13 protein-coding genes are annotated in these 14,147 nt (G+C 67.5%); 9 read left to right on the top strand and 4 right to left on the bottom strand.

The window, feature by feature from the left end; genetic code table 11:
• Positions 1-13: 13 nt before the first annotated feature.
• From proX to FHR96_RS11945, 3 genes are read right to left on the bottom strand one after another with little or no spacing between them, the layout of a single operon-like run.
• Positions 14-1,057, bottom strand: coding sequence for a glycine betaine/L-proline ABC transporter substrate-binding protein ProX (proX, locus tag FHR96_RS11935; protein WP_183387910.1), 1,044 nt, complete (start codon positions 1,055-1,057; stop codon positions 14-16).
• Between the two features lie 41 nt (positions 1,058-1,098).
• Positions 1,099-2,028, bottom strand: coding sequence for an ABC transporter permease (locus tag FHR96_RS11940; protein ID WP_183387911.1), 930 nt, complete (start codon positions 2,026-2,028; stop codon positions 1,099-1,101).
• A 3-nt stretch (positions 2,029-2,031) separates the two neighbouring features.
• The gene (locus FHR96_RS11945; RefSeq protein ID WP_183387912.1) at positions 2,032-3,294 is read right to left on the bottom strand and encodes a quaternary amine ABC transporter ATP-binding protein; all 1,263 of its coding nucleotides are present in this window, start codon (positions 3,292-3,294) and stop codon (positions 2,032-2,034) included.
• Positions 3,295-3,563: 269 nt separating this feature from the next.
• Between FHR96_RS11945 and FHR96_RS11950 the strand changes: the two genes are divergently transcribed.
• The 8 genes from FHR96_RS11950 (at position 3,564) to FHR96_RS11985 (ending at position 12,022) form a co-directional block, all read left to right on the top strand.
• Positions 3,564-3,779 (top strand): DUF1656 domain-containing protein, encoded by a 216-nt coding sequence (locus FHR96_RS11950; protein ID WP_183387913.1) that lies wholly within the window; start codon positions 3,564-3,566, stop codon positions 3,777-3,779.
• 2 nt (positions 3,780-3,781) lie between these two features.
• Positions 3,782-4,642 (top strand): efflux RND transporter periplasmic adaptor subunit, encoded by an 861-nt coding sequence (locus FHR96_RS11955; RefSeq protein WP_183387914.1) that lies wholly within the window; start codon positions 3,782-3,784, stop codon positions 4,640-4,642.
• 6 nt (positions 4,643-4,648) lie between these two features.
• Entirely contained in the window at positions 4,649-6,700 is a 2,052-nt protein-coding gene (locus FHR96_RS11960) for an FUSC family protein (protein ID WP_183387915.1), read from the top strand.
• A 37-nt stretch (positions 6,701-6,737) separates the two neighbouring features.
• A complete protein-coding gene (locus FHR96_RS11965; RefSeq protein WP_183387916.1) occupies positions 6,738-7,613 on the top strand; it encodes an AEC family transporter in 876 nt (291 codons plus the stop codon).
• A 67-nt stretch (positions 7,614-7,680) separates the two neighbouring features.
• Positions 7,681-8,856: a PQQ-dependent sugar dehydrogenase gene (locus FHR96_RS11970; protein WP_183387917.1), complete on the top strand. Its 1,176-nt coding sequence runs from the start codon at positions 7,681-7,683 to the stop codon at positions 8,854-8,856.
• 178 nt (positions 8,857-9,034) lie between these two features.
• A complete protein-coding gene (locus tag FHR96_RS11975) occupies positions 9,035-10,237 on the top strand; it encodes a quaternary amine ABC transporter ATP-binding protein (RefSeq protein ID WP_183387918.1) in 1,203 nt (400 codons plus the stop codon).
• Positions 10,238-10,242: 5 nt separating this feature from the next.
• Positions 10,243-11,076 (top strand): ABC transporter permease subunit, encoded by an 834-nt coding sequence (locus tag FHR96_RS11980; protein ID WP_183387952.1) that lies wholly within the window; start codon positions 10,243-10,245, stop codon positions 11,074-11,076.
• 82 nt (positions 11,077-11,158) lie between these two features.
• Entirely contained in the window at positions 11,159-12,022 is an 864-nt protein-coding gene (locus FHR96_RS11985) for a glycine betaine ABC transporter substrate-binding protein (protein WP_183387919.1), read from the top strand.
• 140 nt (positions 12,023-12,162) lie between these two features.
• Here the strand turns inward: FHR96_RS11985 and FHR96_RS11990 are convergent, their stop codons facing one another.
• Positions 12,163-13,083, bottom strand: coding sequence for a LysR substrate-binding domain-containing protein (locus tag FHR96_RS11990; RefSeq protein WP_183387920.1), 921 nt, complete (start codon positions 13,081-13,083; stop codon positions 12,163-12,165).
• Between the two features lie 94 nt (positions 13,084-13,177).
• On the opposite strand from FHR96_RS11990, the gene FHR96_RS11995 reads away from it, so the two are divergent.
• Positions 13,178-14,110, top strand: a complete 933-nt coding sequence (locus tag FHR96_RS11995; protein ID WP_183387921.1) for a DMT family transporter — start codon at positions 13,178-13,180, stop codon at positions 14,108-14,110.
• Positions 14,111-14,147: the final 37 nt, after the last annotated feature.

Raw genomic sequence — 14,147 nt, forward strand, 5'->3', positions numbered from 1 at the left:
GGCGCCGCACCGCTCACTGAGCCGCCGCGTCGCGCGCCTGCTCGAGCCAGCCATCGACCTGATCACGATGCCCCGCGATCCACTCGTCGGCATGGCGCTGGATATCGTCGGCGCTATCCTCGCCGTCGAACATCCTCGCGTTCTGGGCGAAGATGTCCTCAACGGGAATCCCCGCCACCTCGAACAGCTTGGCGGCCGCCGGATTGGCCTCGGCGAAGGCCGTGTTGACCACCGGCCGGATGTCGTTGGCCGGCCAGCCCAGGTTGCAGGGGTCGGCGACGCAGCCGACGACGCCCTCGGCGACGGTGTCGTCCTCGAACTGTTTCTGGTCCTCGGGCAGCTTCGCCTCCTCCACGGTGAGCCACACCACGTCCTGGCCGGGCTTGAGCAAACCCAGCGTCCAGTTGGGTGTCCAGGTGTAGAAGAAGATCGAGCCTCCCTCCTGGTAGCGCCCCAGGGCATCGGCCATCGACGCCGCATAGCCGGCCTTGATCGGCTCGACGGTATCGGTCAGTCCGTAGGCCTCGAGCTGGTAAGCGATCACCAGTTCGCAGCCCCAGCCCGGTGGGCATGCCACCAGTTCGGCCTTGCCGTTGCCATCGGAATCGAACAGCGCCGCGATCTCGGGATCCCGGAAATCCTCGAGGTGGGTGATGCCATGCTCGTCGGCGGTCTTCTTGTCCACCAGATAGCCCTGCAGGGCCCCACCCTGGGCCACGTAGCCGATCAGCTCGGCGCCCGGCTCGAAGGTGCTGCGATAGGTGTTGTGCAGCGGGAACCAGCCGTTGACCCAGAAATCGACGTCGCCCTGGGCCACCGCCTGGTAGAAGGGCGGGTTGTCGAGGGTGGTGGGACGCTTCACGTCGTACCCCAGCTCCTCGAGCAACCGGCTGTAGACCGCCGCCGGAAACCAGCCGGTATCCCAGGTGGCGCGTGCGGGGGTGACCGTCACGCCCTCGCCGGGCATGGCCTGGTCGGCCAGGGCCACGCCCGGCATCAGGCCCAGCGTCAACACCAGTCCCGCCAGCGTACGACGGGGTTCGATGCGCGGATACATAAGACTCCCTCCTCTATCGGGCCCCGATGCGCGAGGCCATGTCATGAGTCGTCCTCCGTGCCGTGTTGCCTGCCTCCCTTGAACAGCAGCTGGCGAAACGAGCGCTTGGTGCTCCCTCGCCCGGCCTGGCCACCCTCGCCAAGCGCCTGGGTGATCCGGTCGAGCAGGATCGCCAGCAGCACGATGCCGATGCCGCCCAGGCTCGCCCGGCCGATGTCCAGGCGCCCCAGGCCGGTGAATACCGTCAACCCCAGGCCGCCGGCACCGATCAGGGCGGCGATCACCACCATCGACAGCGACAGCATCAGGGTCTGGTTGAGGCCGGCCATGATGGTGCGCAGCGCCAGCGGAATCTGGATCTCGAACAGCAGCTGGCGACGGCTGGCCCCGAAGGCCAGGCCGGCTTCCACCAGCTCCGACTGCACCTGGCGGATGCCCAGGTTGGTCAGGCGAATCATCGGCGGCAGGGCGAAGATGATGGTGGCGATCACCCCGGGCACGATGCCGACGCCGAACAGCATCACGATCGGCACCAGGTACACGAAGGGCGGGATGGTCTGCATGATGTCCAGCACCGGGCGGATCAGTCCGGCGAAGCGATCGCTGCGCGCGGCGAGGATGCCCAGCGGCACGCCCACCATCACGCAGAAGGCGACGGCGGTAATGATCATCGACAGGGTGATCATGGTCTCCTGCCAGATTCCCAGCAGGTCGAGCAGCAGCACCGCCGAGAGGGCAAAGATCGCCACTCGCGTGCCGGCGACCCGCCAGGCGATCAGCGGCACCATCGCCACGAAGACCGGATAGGGCAGCCACAGCAGACCGTCCTCCAGCCAGCCCAGCAACTGATCGATGGGCCATTGCAGGGCCTGGAAAGCCGGCCGGAAGTTGGGGACCAGCCACTCCTTGACCACCACCTCGATCCAGTCGTCCAGCGGCAGGGTATAGAAATCGGAGAGTCGGTCGGCCATGGCTCACGGCTCCTTGGCCGCCTCGCAGGCGGCGGTCTCGGATCGGCACGCCGGCATTCCGGCCGCTGCGTCGCCGGCAAGCAGCGCGAAGATCCGCAGCGGGTCGACGCAGCCCTGCAGGCGCCCGGCGGCGTCGAGCACGGCGATGGGCAGCCCCCGGGCACAGGCCCCGTAGAGCTCGATCAGTTCCTGGTCGGCCCGGGCGGCGGGATAGTTGCGTCGCATCAAGGCGCGCAGCTCACCGCCGCCGTCTTCGAGCACATCGAGGTCGGCGCGCGGCACGATGCCCAGCGGGAAGCCGTCGTCGTCGACCACGTGGATGCCTGCCTGGGCCGCGTCGTCACAGCGTCGGCGCGCCTCGCCAGGAGCATCACCGAGGGTCACGGTGGCGGCCGGGCGACTCAGGCGCCCCATGCGAAAGACGCGGCCCCGGTCCACATCGCGCGTGAAGGCGGCGACATAGTCGTCGGCGGGCCGGGCGACGATCTCTTCCGGCGTGCCGGTCTGCACGAAGCGGCCGTCCTTCATGATGGCGATGCGATCGCCGATGCGCAGCGCCTCGTGGAGATCGTGGGTGATGAACAGGATGGTCATGTGCAGCTGCGACTGCAGGGCCAATAGCTCGTCCTGCATGTCGCGGCGGATCAGCGGGTCCAGGGCGCTGAAAGGCTCGTCCATCAGCATGATATCGGGGTCCACGGCGAGCCCGCGGGCCAGGCCGACGCGCTGCTGCATGCCGCCGCTGAGATTGTCGGGCGGCACGTCGGCATAGGCCTCCAGGCCCACCTGGGCCAGGGCGCGCAGCGCCTTGTCGCGGCGTTCCGCAGCCCCCATGCCGCGTACCTTGAGACCGAACTCGACGTTCTCGGCGACCGTCTTGTGGGGAAAGAGCGCGAAATGCTGGAAGACCATCGACAGTTTGTGGGCACGCAGCCGGCGTAACGCCCCCGCATCCATGGCCAGCACGTCCTCGCCGTCGAGCAGGATGCGCCCCCGGGTCGGCTCGATCAGGCGATTGAGGCAGCGGATCAGGGTCGACTTGCCGGAGCCGGAGAGCCCCATGACGACGAAGATCTCGCCCAGGTCGACGCTGAACGAGATATCGGCCACGGCGGCCACCGAATGGGTCTCGGCGTAGATGCGGTCCTTGGCCTCGCCGGCCTGGGCGCGGCGAATGGTCTCCTCGGCGTCGCCGCCGAAGACCTTGAACAAGTGCTCCACCACCACCTTGTGGCGATCCGTCGGGGCTCGATCGTCGGGTGCCATGCCACCCCCTCGCCTCGGGCGAGCGGCAGGTCGGCGCGGCTTCGGTGAGGGCGGCATCCAGCCGGAGTCAGGGAAAGGGGCACCGAGCGTCATCCGCCCGGGCATTGCTGACGTCTTCGGGCCTGCGGGCAGCCCATGTCGGCCGCTCACGAAACCCGTATCGTATACAAAAAATTAGAGAGGGCTCGCCCGGGCGTCAAGCCGGCGACCGTGCCTCCCGCAGCCTCGGTTGCTAGAATGGGGCTCTCTCCGACGCTCAAGGAGCGAGCATGGCCCTTCGTGAAATCGCCATCGGCGGCCTCTACCTCTCTCCCCTGCTGCTGTACGCCCTGAGCGGACTCGTCGTCACCCTGCTGATCCGCGCCGTGCTCTACCGCCTGCTGGGCACGAACCGGCTGTGGTTCGAGGCCTGGTTCGACACCGCCCTGTTCGTGATCTGCACCGCCGGCATCGCCTACCTCTCCTCCGCCACCGGGACCGTCTGATTATGCGCACCCTGCTACGAAGCCTCGTCACCCTGGTCATCGTGGCCCTGGCCATCGCCGCCGGCCTGTGGCTATGGCACTACTATCTCTACACGCCCTGGACCCGCGACGGCCGGGTACGGGCCGAGGTGATCACCATTGCCCCGGACGTCTCCGGGCGGGTGGTGTCGCTGGCGGTGGAGGACAACCAGCGTGTCGCCGAGGGCGAGCCGCTTTTCCAGATCGATCGCCAGCGCTACCAGACGGCGGTCGACAAGGCCGAGGCGGTGGTGGCCCAGCGCCAGGCCGAACTCGAGCTGAGCCAGCATCAGGCCTCGCGCCGCAACCGGCTGAGCCGCGAGGCGATCAGCGCCGAGAGCCAGGAAACGGCGCGCATCGACAGCCAGGTAGCCAGCGCCAGCCTCGCCCAGGCACGCAGCGAACTCGACAGCGCCCGGCTCGATCTGGAACGCACCACGGTCCAGGCCCCGGCAAGCGGGCACGTGCTCAACCTGCAGCTCGCCGAAGGCAACTACGTCAATACCGGCACGGCGGTGATGGCGCTGGTCAAGTCGGACTCCTACTACGTCACCGGCTATTTCGAGGAAACCAAGACGCCCCACTTCAAGGTCGGCGATCAGGCCCGGGTGACGCTGATGAGCGGCAACACCGAGCTACGCGGCCACGTCGAGAGCATCGGGCGCGCCATCGCCGATTCCAACACCTCGCCCAATGCCCAGCTGTTGCCGCAGGTGGCCCCCACCTTCAGCTGGGTGCGGCTGGCCCAGCGCATTCCGGTCCGCATCGCCCTCGACGAGATCCCCGATGGCACGCTGCTGAGCGCCGGCATGACGGCCTCGGTACACATCGAGCCGACGGAGTAACCGCGCATGTCGCCCTGGTTTCAGGCCTACCTGACACCCAGCGGCCAGGCCGTTCGGTTTGCCGTCAAGGCGACCCTGGCCATGCTGCTGGCGCTCTACGTGGCCCTGTGGTGCGACCTGGAGCGCCCCTACTGGGCGCTGATCTCGGCAGCCTTCCTGCAGATCCGCCCGATGAGCGGCATGGTGGTCGAGAAGGGGTTGAGCCAGATCAGCGGCACCCTGGTCGGCTGCGGCGCCGGCATCGTCATCATGAGCCTGTTCGCCCAGGCGCCCATTCCGGCGCTGGCCAGCCTGACGCTGTGGATCATGCTGTGCACCTACGGCAGCTCGCTGCTGCGCAACAATGCCTCCTACGGCTGCATCATGGGGGCGGTCACGGCCATGCTGATCGTGGTGATCGGCGCCAGCCAGCCCGACGGCATCTTCGCCATCGCCGTGGCCCGCCTCTCGGAACTGGCCCTGGGCGCGGCCTGCGCGACCCTGGTCAGCGCGCTGCTGTGGCCGATCAAGGTCGGCCACCATCTGGGCCAGCAGGCCGACGAGGTCGTCAACCAGGCCTTTCGGCACGCCGCCCGCCGGCTGACCGATTCCTCCGATCTCGGCGAGTTGCAGAGCACCCTGACCGGCAGCCTCGAGCCGCTCACCCAGCTCGAGGGCGACAGCCAGGCCGCCCGCTACGAGGGGCCCGAGGGGCCGGGGCGGATCCGCGCCAGCCATGTGCTGACTCGCCGTACCCTGCGGCTGATGGCCACCCTGCATGCCCTGCAGCAGCTACTGCACCACTACGGCGAACGCCTGTCGCCGGAGATCCACGCGCTGGCCGGCGACATCGCCGAGGGCTTTCGCGACGCCGCCGAGGTCAGCGGCATCGCCCCGGCCCATCATCGCCTGCACGAGCTGCGCCACCGGGCCCTGTCGTGCCCCGACGAGGCGCTCTCCCCGCTCGAGCAGCGCTGCCTGCTGGGCATGCGCGAGGCGCTGGGCCATGCGCTGGTGATGCTCGATGCCCGCGACGCCATCACCCGCCCCGACGGCAAGCGGCTGCGCGGCGTGGCCCTGGCCTGGCATCGCGATCATCTGGTCGCCGGGCTCAATGCGCTGCGCGCCGGGCTCATCTTCACCGTGCTCGCCGCGTTCTGGCTGGCCACCGCCTGGAACAACGGCCAGGTGGCCATGCTGCTCGGCACCCTGTTCTCGGCCTTCTTCGCCAGCCGCGACAATCCGGTCATGATCTGCATGATGTTCGCCAAGGGCATGCTGGCCGCGATCCCCAGCGCCTTCCTGTTCGGCCATGTGCTGCTGGCCCAGGCCAGCGGCTTCCCGATGCTGGCGATGATCTTCCTGACACCGCTGTTCCTGGGCCTGCTGGGCGCGGCCAACCCGCGCCTGATGGGCTACTGCCTGGCCTTCACCATCGGCAACATCCTGCTGACCATGCCCGGCAACGGCATGGATTTCTCGTTCGACAGCTTCATCAACCGAGCCATCGCCGTGATGATCGGACTGGCCACGGTGGTAACGGGGTTCCGGCTGCTGCCCGGCTTCGGCTCCACCCTGCGCAAGCGGCGACTGGTCAGCGCCATCGTCGGCGACCTGCGCCGCCTCGCCGATCCCCCGATCCACGAAGCCGAAGCTCGCTTCGTCGGCGGCATGGCCGACCGCCTGCTGCACCTGGCCAAGCACGACGACGTGCTGCCCGAGGATCAGCGTCATCTGTTCACCCTGGGCCTGACCGGCCTGGATATCGGCTACGCCTGCCTGCAGCTACGCCGGCGTCTCGATGACCTGCCCGGCGACGACCTGCACCGCGCCAAGCGAGCCTTCTTCGCCGCCCTGGCCAGGGCCTATGCCGACAGCGCCCGGGGCCGACAGCCCGGCGATATTCACACTGCGGGCGAGTCACTGATCGAGGCCGCGCGCCGCCAACCCGGCTTGACCGAGCGCCATCATGCCCTGCTCGCCGGGCTGCTGGAGCGCCTGGACCTGTCGCTTCAGCGCCAGGCGAAGCGGGCTCGCAGCTCGCGCGGCCTCGACGCCGCGAGCGCAGAAGTGGCCTGATGCCGGCCGCCTCATTCATCTTCCAGGGAGGAGCGTCATGTTCGCCGAACTCTTCGCCGTAATGGCGCCGGTCATCGCCGGCGCCGGTCTGGGCTTCGGCTGGGTTCGGCTCGGCCACGATTACCCGGTGGCCTTCGTCACCCGCCTGGTATTCAACATCGGCACCCCCTCGCTGGTGCTCGCCTCGCTGGCCAACGCCGAGATCGATGCCGGCAGCTTCGGCCGCACCATGCTGGCCACCGCCCTGGTGCTGATCGCCATGGGAGCGGCCACGCTGGTCACGGCCCGGCTGCTGAAGCGCGACTGGCGCGTGCTGCTGGCGCCGATGATGTACCCCAACACCGGCAACATGGGGCTGCCGGTGGTGCTCTATGCCTTCGGCGAGGCCGGGTTCGCGTTCGGCATCACCGTGATGGTCACGGTATCGCTGTTCCAGTTCACCCTGGGCACGATGATGACCAGCCGCGGCAATCCGCTGAAATCGCTGGCCAAGACACCGACGGTCTACGCCATCCTGATCGCCCTGGCGCTGCTGCTCAGCGATACCAGCCTGCCGCCCTGGCTGGCCAACAGCGTGGAGCTGATCTCGGGCTTCACCGTGCCGCTGATGCTGATCACCCTCGGCGTCTCGCTGGCCAACATCCAGGTCAGGAACCTGCGCTCCGGCCTCGGCTTCTGCCTGATGCGTCTGCCGCTGGCCGCGGGACTGGCCTGGGGCATCGGCGCCCTGCTGGCGCTGCCGCCCATGGCTCACGCCATCCTGGTGCTGCAGATGAGCATGCCGGTGGCGGTGTTCAACTACCTGTTCGCCCAGAAGGCCCGCCGCGAGCCGGAGTACGTGGCGAGCCTGGTGTTCTGCTCGACCCTGCTCTCGCTGCTCTACCTGCCGGGGCTGCTGGCGCTGCTGATGTAGCGGCGGGACCGGCACGTCCGGGAGCGCTGCCTATACTGGAAAGCGCCATTTTCCACGGAGCCGGAACATGATTCCCTTCGCGAGACGCCTGGCTGCGGCGCTGCTGGGACTGCTGCTGATCGGCCAGGCCCAGGGCGCGCCGATTCCCCTCGACACCCGGAACCTGCCGCTGTGCCTGACCCGCATCGCCGGCGGGTTGGCCCACCCCTGGGGGCTGGCCCAGTTGCCCGACGGCCGCTTCCTGGTGAGCGAGCGAGTCGGCAGCCTGGCCCTGATCGACGGCGGCGAGATCACCCGGCTCGCCGGCCTGCCCGAGGTCTCGGCGCGCGGCCAGGGCGGGCTGCTCGACCTGGCCCTGCACCCCGGATTCGGCCGCGACGCGCATGGCGACGGTGAACATGACTGGCTCTACTTTACCTGGAGCCGACCGGGACCGGGCGGCGATGCCACGGCGCTGTCGCGGGCCAGGCTCGGCGAGGCCCGACTGACCGATCTCGAGCATCTGTTCGTCCAGGACCGCTATTCCCGTCCCGGGCGCCACTACGGCTCACGGCTCGCCTGGTTGCCCGACGGCACCCTGCTGATGAGCGTCGGCGAGCGCGGCGTGACCCCGGAGCGCGCCCAGGACGGCGGCGATCACGCCGGCAGCATCCTGCGCCTGACCGACAGCGGCGAGGTGCCCGCCGACAACCCCTTCGTCGACGACCCCGCAGTGCTCGACGAGATCTTCAGCCTCGGGCACCGCAACCCCCAGGGCCTGGTCGTCGCCGACGACGGCACGGCCTGGTCCACCGAGCACGGCCCGCGCACCGGCGACGAGCTCAACCGCCTCGTGCCCGGCGCCAACTACGGTTGGCCGGTGGTCACTCGGGGCCGCGACTATGTCACCAACCTGCCTATCGGTCGCAACAGCGCCGCCGGCATGCGCGACCCCGTGTACCTGTTCACAGGCCGCTTCGCGCCCTCCGGGCTCGCCCAGGCCTCTTCACCGGCATTCGCGCCCTGGCGCGGCGACCTGCTGGCCGGCGGCCTGCGCAGCGAGGCCCTGCTGCGACTGCACCTCGAGGGCGATGCCGTGGTCGAGCAGGAGACGATTCTCCAGGGGGAAATCGGTCGTGTCCGTACCGTCCTGCAGGGCAACGACGGGATGATCTACTTGCTGGACGACGATGCGAGCGGTAGCCTCTGGCGCCTGTCGCCGGCCGCCGACACCAGCGGAACGGCCGCACAATGTGCCGAATGAGTCCCGTTCGACGACATTCGGCGCAATTTGAATGACCATTCAATAAACGCTAGGGTATGGCGCTTCGATTCGCGTCAACGCAGCCGGCTGGCATGCTGGAGCGACGCCCCATCCCGACAACCCATTCCCGGCCCGCCTCCTGCGGTAGCGAGGCCGGGCGCCGACCAAGGCATCGCCAATGAGTGACAACCGAAACGTCAAGATTCGGGTCCGCAATCTCAGCAAGGTCTTCGGCAGCCAGCCGAAGAAGGCGCTGGAACTGCGCGACCAGGGACTGAAGCGCCCCGAGATCCTCGACAAGACCGGCCAGACCCTGGGCCTTTCCAACATCGACTTCGATGTCTACGAAGGGGAGCTGCTGGTCATCATGGGGCTCTCGGGCTCCGGCAAGTCGACCCTGATCCGCTGCCTCAATCGGCTGATCGAGCCCACCGAAGGCGAGATCGTCATCGACGGGCAAAACATCCCGAGCCTCAAGGAGAAGGAGCTGCTGGAGTGCCGCCGCCGCCACTTCTCCATGGTGTTCCAGAACTTCGCCCTCTTCCCCCACCGCACCGTTCAGGAGAACGCCGAGTTCGGCCTGGAGATCCGCGGCGTCGACGCCGCCGAGCGCCGTGAAACCGCCCGCAATGCGCTCAAGCAGGTCGGCCTGGACGGCTGGGAAAATGCCCTGCCCCGCCAGCTGTCCGGCGGCATGCAGCAGCGCGTCGGCCTGGCCCGTGCGCTGGCCAACGACGCCAGCGTGCTGCTGATGGACGAGGCCTTCTCGGCCCTTGATCCGCTGATTCGCGGCGACATGCAGCAGGAGCTGCTGCAGCTCCAGCACCGCATGAAGAAGACCACCGTCTTCATCACCCACGACCTCGACGAGGCCCTGAGCATCGGCGACCGCATCGTGCTGCTCAAGGACGGCGAGGTGGTGCAGATCGGCACCCCCGAGGAGATCCTCACCAAGCCCGCCGACGACTACGTGCGGCGTTTCATCGAGGGCGTCGACAAGTCACGCATCCTCAGCGCCGAGAGCGCCATGCGCAAGGTGCGCTCCACCGTGCGCGACACCGACGGCCCGCGCACCGCGCTGCGCAAGATGCGCGACCATACCCTCGACTCCATCTACATCCTCGACCGTGACCGCCGCCTGATCGGCCTGATCGACGCCGACGCCGCCAGCCAGGCGCTGGAGGACGGCAAGGAGACCGTCACCGAGGTGATGACCCAGGACTTCCGCAAGGTCACTCGCGACGAACCGCTGCACAACCTGTTCGCCATGTTCAGCGAGAACCGTTTCCCCATCGCCGTGGTGGACGACGACCAGGTCCTGCAGGGCGTGGTCGTGAAAGGCGCCGTCCTCGACGAACTCGCACAGGCAGGAGATCACTGATGGCTATCGACTTTCCGCGCATCCCGCTGGGCGACTGGATCGAAGGCGGCCTGAACTGGCTGACCACCGAATACTCCGGCGTGACCCGCGGCATCTCGCGCATCACCCAGACCGGCATCGATGGCCTCAACGATGCCCTGATGTGGCTGCCCGACTGGTCGCTGCTGGTGATCATCGTCGGCCTGTGCTGGTGGCTGGCCAACGTGCGTCTGGCCATCGGCGCCGTCGCCGGCCTGGCACTGATCTGGGACCTGGGGCTCTGGGATCCGATGATCGAGACCCTGACCCTGGTGGTGATCGCCACCCTGGTGGCGGTGGTCATCGCCCTGCCGGTAGGCATCGCCGCCGCCCTCTCCGAGCGGCTCTACAAGACGATCATGCCGATACTGGATTTCATGCAGACCATGCCGGCCTTCGTCTACCTGATCCCGGCCATTCCCTTCTTCGGCATCGGCTCGGTGTCGGCGATCTTCGCCACCGTGATCTTCTCCATGCCGCCGGCGATCCGCTTCACCACCCTGGGCATCCGCCAGGTGCCCACCGAGCTGGTCGAGGCCGCCGACGCCTACGGCGCCACCCGCGGCCAGAAGCTGTTCAAGGTCCAGCTGCCGCTGTCGCTGCCGACCGTGATGGCCGGCATCAACCAGACCATCATGCTGGCACTGTCGATGGTGGTGATCGCCGCCATGATCGGCGCCGACGGCCTGGGTAGCGAGGTATGGCGCGCCATCCAACGCCTGCGCCCGGGCGACGGCTTCGAGGCCGGCATCGCCGTGGTAATCCTGGCCATGCTGCTCGACCGTCTGACCCAGTCGCTGCGCAAGAAAGGCAAGGCCTGACACCCGCGTGAGCGAGCCGCCGGTTGCATCCGGCGGTTCGTCCCTGCATCCTCAGACCGCACATCTAATAAAGGCACGTCCAATGATCAAGCAACCGATGCGTCTCGCCGGCCTGGCCATGATCGCCGGCGCCAGCCTCTCCGCGGCGACCGCCCAGGCCCAGGACAAGGGAACTGTCCACCTGGCCTACGTCGAGTGGTCGTCCACCGTGGCGTCCACCAACGTGATGCGCGCCGTGCTGGAACAAGCCGGCTACGACGTCGAGGTCTCCTCGCTGTCCGCGGCCGCCATGTGGCAGTCCGTGGCCACCGGTGACACCGATGCCTTCCTGGCCGGGTGGCTGCCGACCACCCACGAGGACTACTACGCACGCCTCAAGGACCAGCTGGTCGACACCGGCGTCAACCTGGACGGCACCAAGCTTGGCCTGGTGGTACCGGCCTACAGCGAGGCCAACTCCATCGCCGACCTGAACGAGCATGCCGAGGACTTCGACGGCAAGCTCACCGGCATCGATCCGGGCGCCGGGATCATGCGCCTGACCGACAAGGTCATCGACGAGTACGACCTCGACCTCGACCTGCAGAGCGGCAGCGGCGCCACCATGACCGCGGCCCTCAAGAGCGCCATCGACAACCACGAGGACATCGCGGTGACCGGCTGGACGCCGCACTGGATGTTCGCTCGCTGGGACCTCAAGTACCTGGAGGATCCCAAGAACGTCTACGGCGGCGCCGAGCAGATCCACACCATCGTGCGCCAGGGTCTCGAGGAAGACATGCCGGAGGCCTACGCCATCCTGGATGCCTTCCAGTGGACCGCCGAGGACATGGGCGAAGTCATGCTCATGAACCAGGAGGAAGACTCCGACCCCTACGAGAATGCCAAGCAGTGGGTCGAAGAGCATCAGGACATGGTCCAGGAGTGGCTGCCGGAAGCCTCCTGAGGCTTTCCGACGACCTTCCGGTCGCATGAAAGGGGGAGATGCCTGACGGCATCTCCCCCTTTATCGTTTCGTTTGCCCGCCGACGGCCGGCGCGTCCCTCCTACGTCGGGCCGACGCAGTGCGTGTGCTGGACGATGGCATCAGCGCGGAAACCCGTCTTCCGCCAGGCGTTCGCCGAGCCATGCCAGCAACGCACGAGTCGCGGCTCGCCGCGATGCACCCCGACGGGTATAAATGGCGATGGCATCCTTCTGCGGCAGGCTTTCCACGACCGGCCGAACCAGTTCGCCACTGTCGATGAGGTGCTGCGTGGTACGCCGCCAGCCAAGGGCGATCCCCTGTCCGGCGACCGCCGCTTGCAGCAACAGCGGATAGCTGTCGAAGTCTACGCCCTTGCCGAGCACGAGGTCGCCGCACCCCACGGCTCGCAACCAATCCGGCCATTCCAGCCAGTCCGCCGGCTCGACCCGATAGTGCAACAGCCGGTGGTCCGGCAGGTCATCGAGATGCAAAGAGCCTGCCGGTCCTTCCAGATAGGCGGGACTGCAGACGGGAAAGATCTCGTCCGCGGCCGTCAATGCCAGTTGATGGGTGCCACTGGGGCGTCCGCTGGTCTGCAGGGCGACGTCGAAGGGCTCGCCGAATTCCGTGATCGGACGCGTCGATGTCGCCAGCTTGATATCCAGCTCGGGGTGGCGCCGGTTGAAATCATCCAGACGCGGCATGAGCCAATAGAAGGCTTCGCACAGCTGGCAGAACAACACCACCTGCGTATCGCGGATATCGCCTCTCAGAACGCGCGCATCGGTGGCGATGCTGTCCAGGGCCTGCGATACCGTTCGGCCGAACTCGCGCCCTTCGCGGGTCAGGAAGACACGGCGGTGGCGTCGCTCGAAGAGCGTTACACCCAGGTCCTCTTCCAGCAGGCGTATCTGACGGCTTATCGCCGCCTGGGTCAGGTGAAGCTCGGCCGCGGCACGCGTGAAGCTCTCGAGTCTCGCGGCGGCCTCGAAAGGGCGTAGCGTCGCGAGCGGGGGCAGAGGCCTGGTGGGCGAATCCATAACGCTCCCTTATGTGCAAGGGCCGAGAAATCGTTTGAGGGCCTGACCGGGAAATCGGCACTCTCCTTGTCGAACACCAGCAGGAGAGCCCGTGATGACCGCAGATGATGCGCATGAAGACAACACATCCCGAGGCGTGGCCTTGATCGTGGGAGCCGTCTTCCTTCTCGCCCTGGCCGACGCTCTGGTCAAGTATCTAAGCGCAAGCATCACCCTGTGGCAACTCTATGTCCTTGCCTCGTCGGTATCCTTGCCCACCCTGGCGGGGCTGATCATTGCCCAGCGAAAAACACGCCCACTATCCCCCACATCATGGCGCTGGGTCGGCATCAGGAGCCTGCTGCTGTTGCTGATGTGGGTGGCCTACTATATGGCCCTGCCCTTGATACCGCTGTCCGTGGCGGCCGTCGCCATTTACACGACGCCGCTGTTCATCGCCATCCTGGCCTCCATGGGCGCCCGAGAGCCCCTCTCTCCCATCATATGGGGCGGCATCCTGTGCGGCTTCATCGGGGTCGTGGTAGTGCTCCGCCCCACCGGCGACGCCTACACACCCGCGACACTACTGCCGGTCATGGCGGCAGTGCTGTATGCCCTGGCAATGGTGGCGACGAGACGCTACTGCCAGAAGGAACATCCGCTGACGCTGGCACTGGGCCTGAACCTGGCCTTCCTGGTGGCCGGTGGCGGCGTCAGCATCCTGCTCGCCTTCACCGACACCTCATCCCTCGCCGAGCAGTCGCCCTTCCTGTTTGCCTCCTGGCAGCCCATCGGGCGCGATGAACTCATCATCATCGTCGCCTACGCCTTGTTGATGGTGGCCGTGAACACCAGCGTCGCGAAGGCCTACCAGGTCGCCCCCTCCGCGCTGATCGGCACCTTCGACTACGCCTACCTGCTGTTTGTCAGCCTCTGGGGCTACCTGCTGTTCCATGAGGTCCCCGACGCAATGACCTGGCTGGGCATGAGTCTGATCCTCGCATCGGGCCTGCTGGTGCTGAGGCGCCAGCGCCGGCCATCACGATGAAGGGAATACATCCCGCTGCGGCAGAGCCTCGGCGCCC

It is taken from the genome of Halomonas organivorans (assembly GCF_014192055.1).
GTDB lineage: Bacteria > Pseudomonadota > Gammaproteobacteria > Pseudomonadales > Halomonadaceae > Halomonas > Halomonas organivorans.

Bases quoted from the DNA above. Each gene is read 5' to 3' on its own strand.
- FHR96_RS11940 (WP_183387911.1), bottom strand. From the start codon at position 2,028: ATGGCCGACCGACTCTCCGATTTCTATACCCTGCCGCTGGACGACTGG.
- FHR96_RS11960 (WP_183387915.1), top strand. From the start codon at position 4,649: ATGTCGCCCTGGTTTCAGGCCTACCTGACACCCAGCGGCCAGGCCGTT.
- FHR96_RS11995 (WP_183387921.1), top strand. From the start codon at position 13,178: ATGACCGCAGATGATGCGCATGAAGACAACACATCCCGAGGCGTGGCC.
- proX (WP_183387910.1), bottom strand. From the start codon at position 1,057: ATGTATCCGCGCATCGAACCCCGTCGTACGCTGGCGGGACTGGTGTTG.
- FHR96_RS11950 (WP_183387913.1), top strand. From the start codon at position 3,564: ATGGCCCTTCGTGAAATCGCCATCGGCGGCCTCTACCTCTCTCCCCTG.
- FHR96_RS11970 (WP_183387917.1), top strand. From the start codon at position 7,681: ATGATTCCCTTCGCGAGACGCCTGGCTGCGGCGCTGCTGGGACTGCTG.
- FHR96_RS11945 (WP_183387912.1), bottom strand. From the start codon at position 3,294: ATGGCACCCGACGATCGAGCCCCGACGGATCGCCACAAGGTGGTGGTG.
- FHR96_RS11965 (WP_183387916.1), top strand. From the start codon at position 6,738: ATGTTCGCCGAACTCTTCGCCGTAATGGCGCCGGTCATCGCCGGCGCC.
- FHR96_RS11985 (WP_183387919.1), top strand. From the start codon at position 11,159: ATGATCAAGCAACCGATGCGTCTCGCCGGCCTGGCCATGATCGCCGGC.
- FHR96_RS11955 (WP_183387914.1), top strand. From the start codon at position 3,782: ATGCGCACCCTGCTACGAAGCCTCGTCACCCTGGTCATCGTGGCCCTG.
- FHR96_RS11990 (WP_183387920.1), bottom strand. From the start codon at position 13,083: ATGGATTCGCCCACCAGGCCTCTGCCCCCGCTCGCGACGCTACGCCCT.
- FHR96_RS11975 (WP_183387918.1), top strand. From the start codon at position 9,035: ATGAGTGACAACCGAAACGTCAAGATTCGGGTCCGCAATCTCAGCAAG.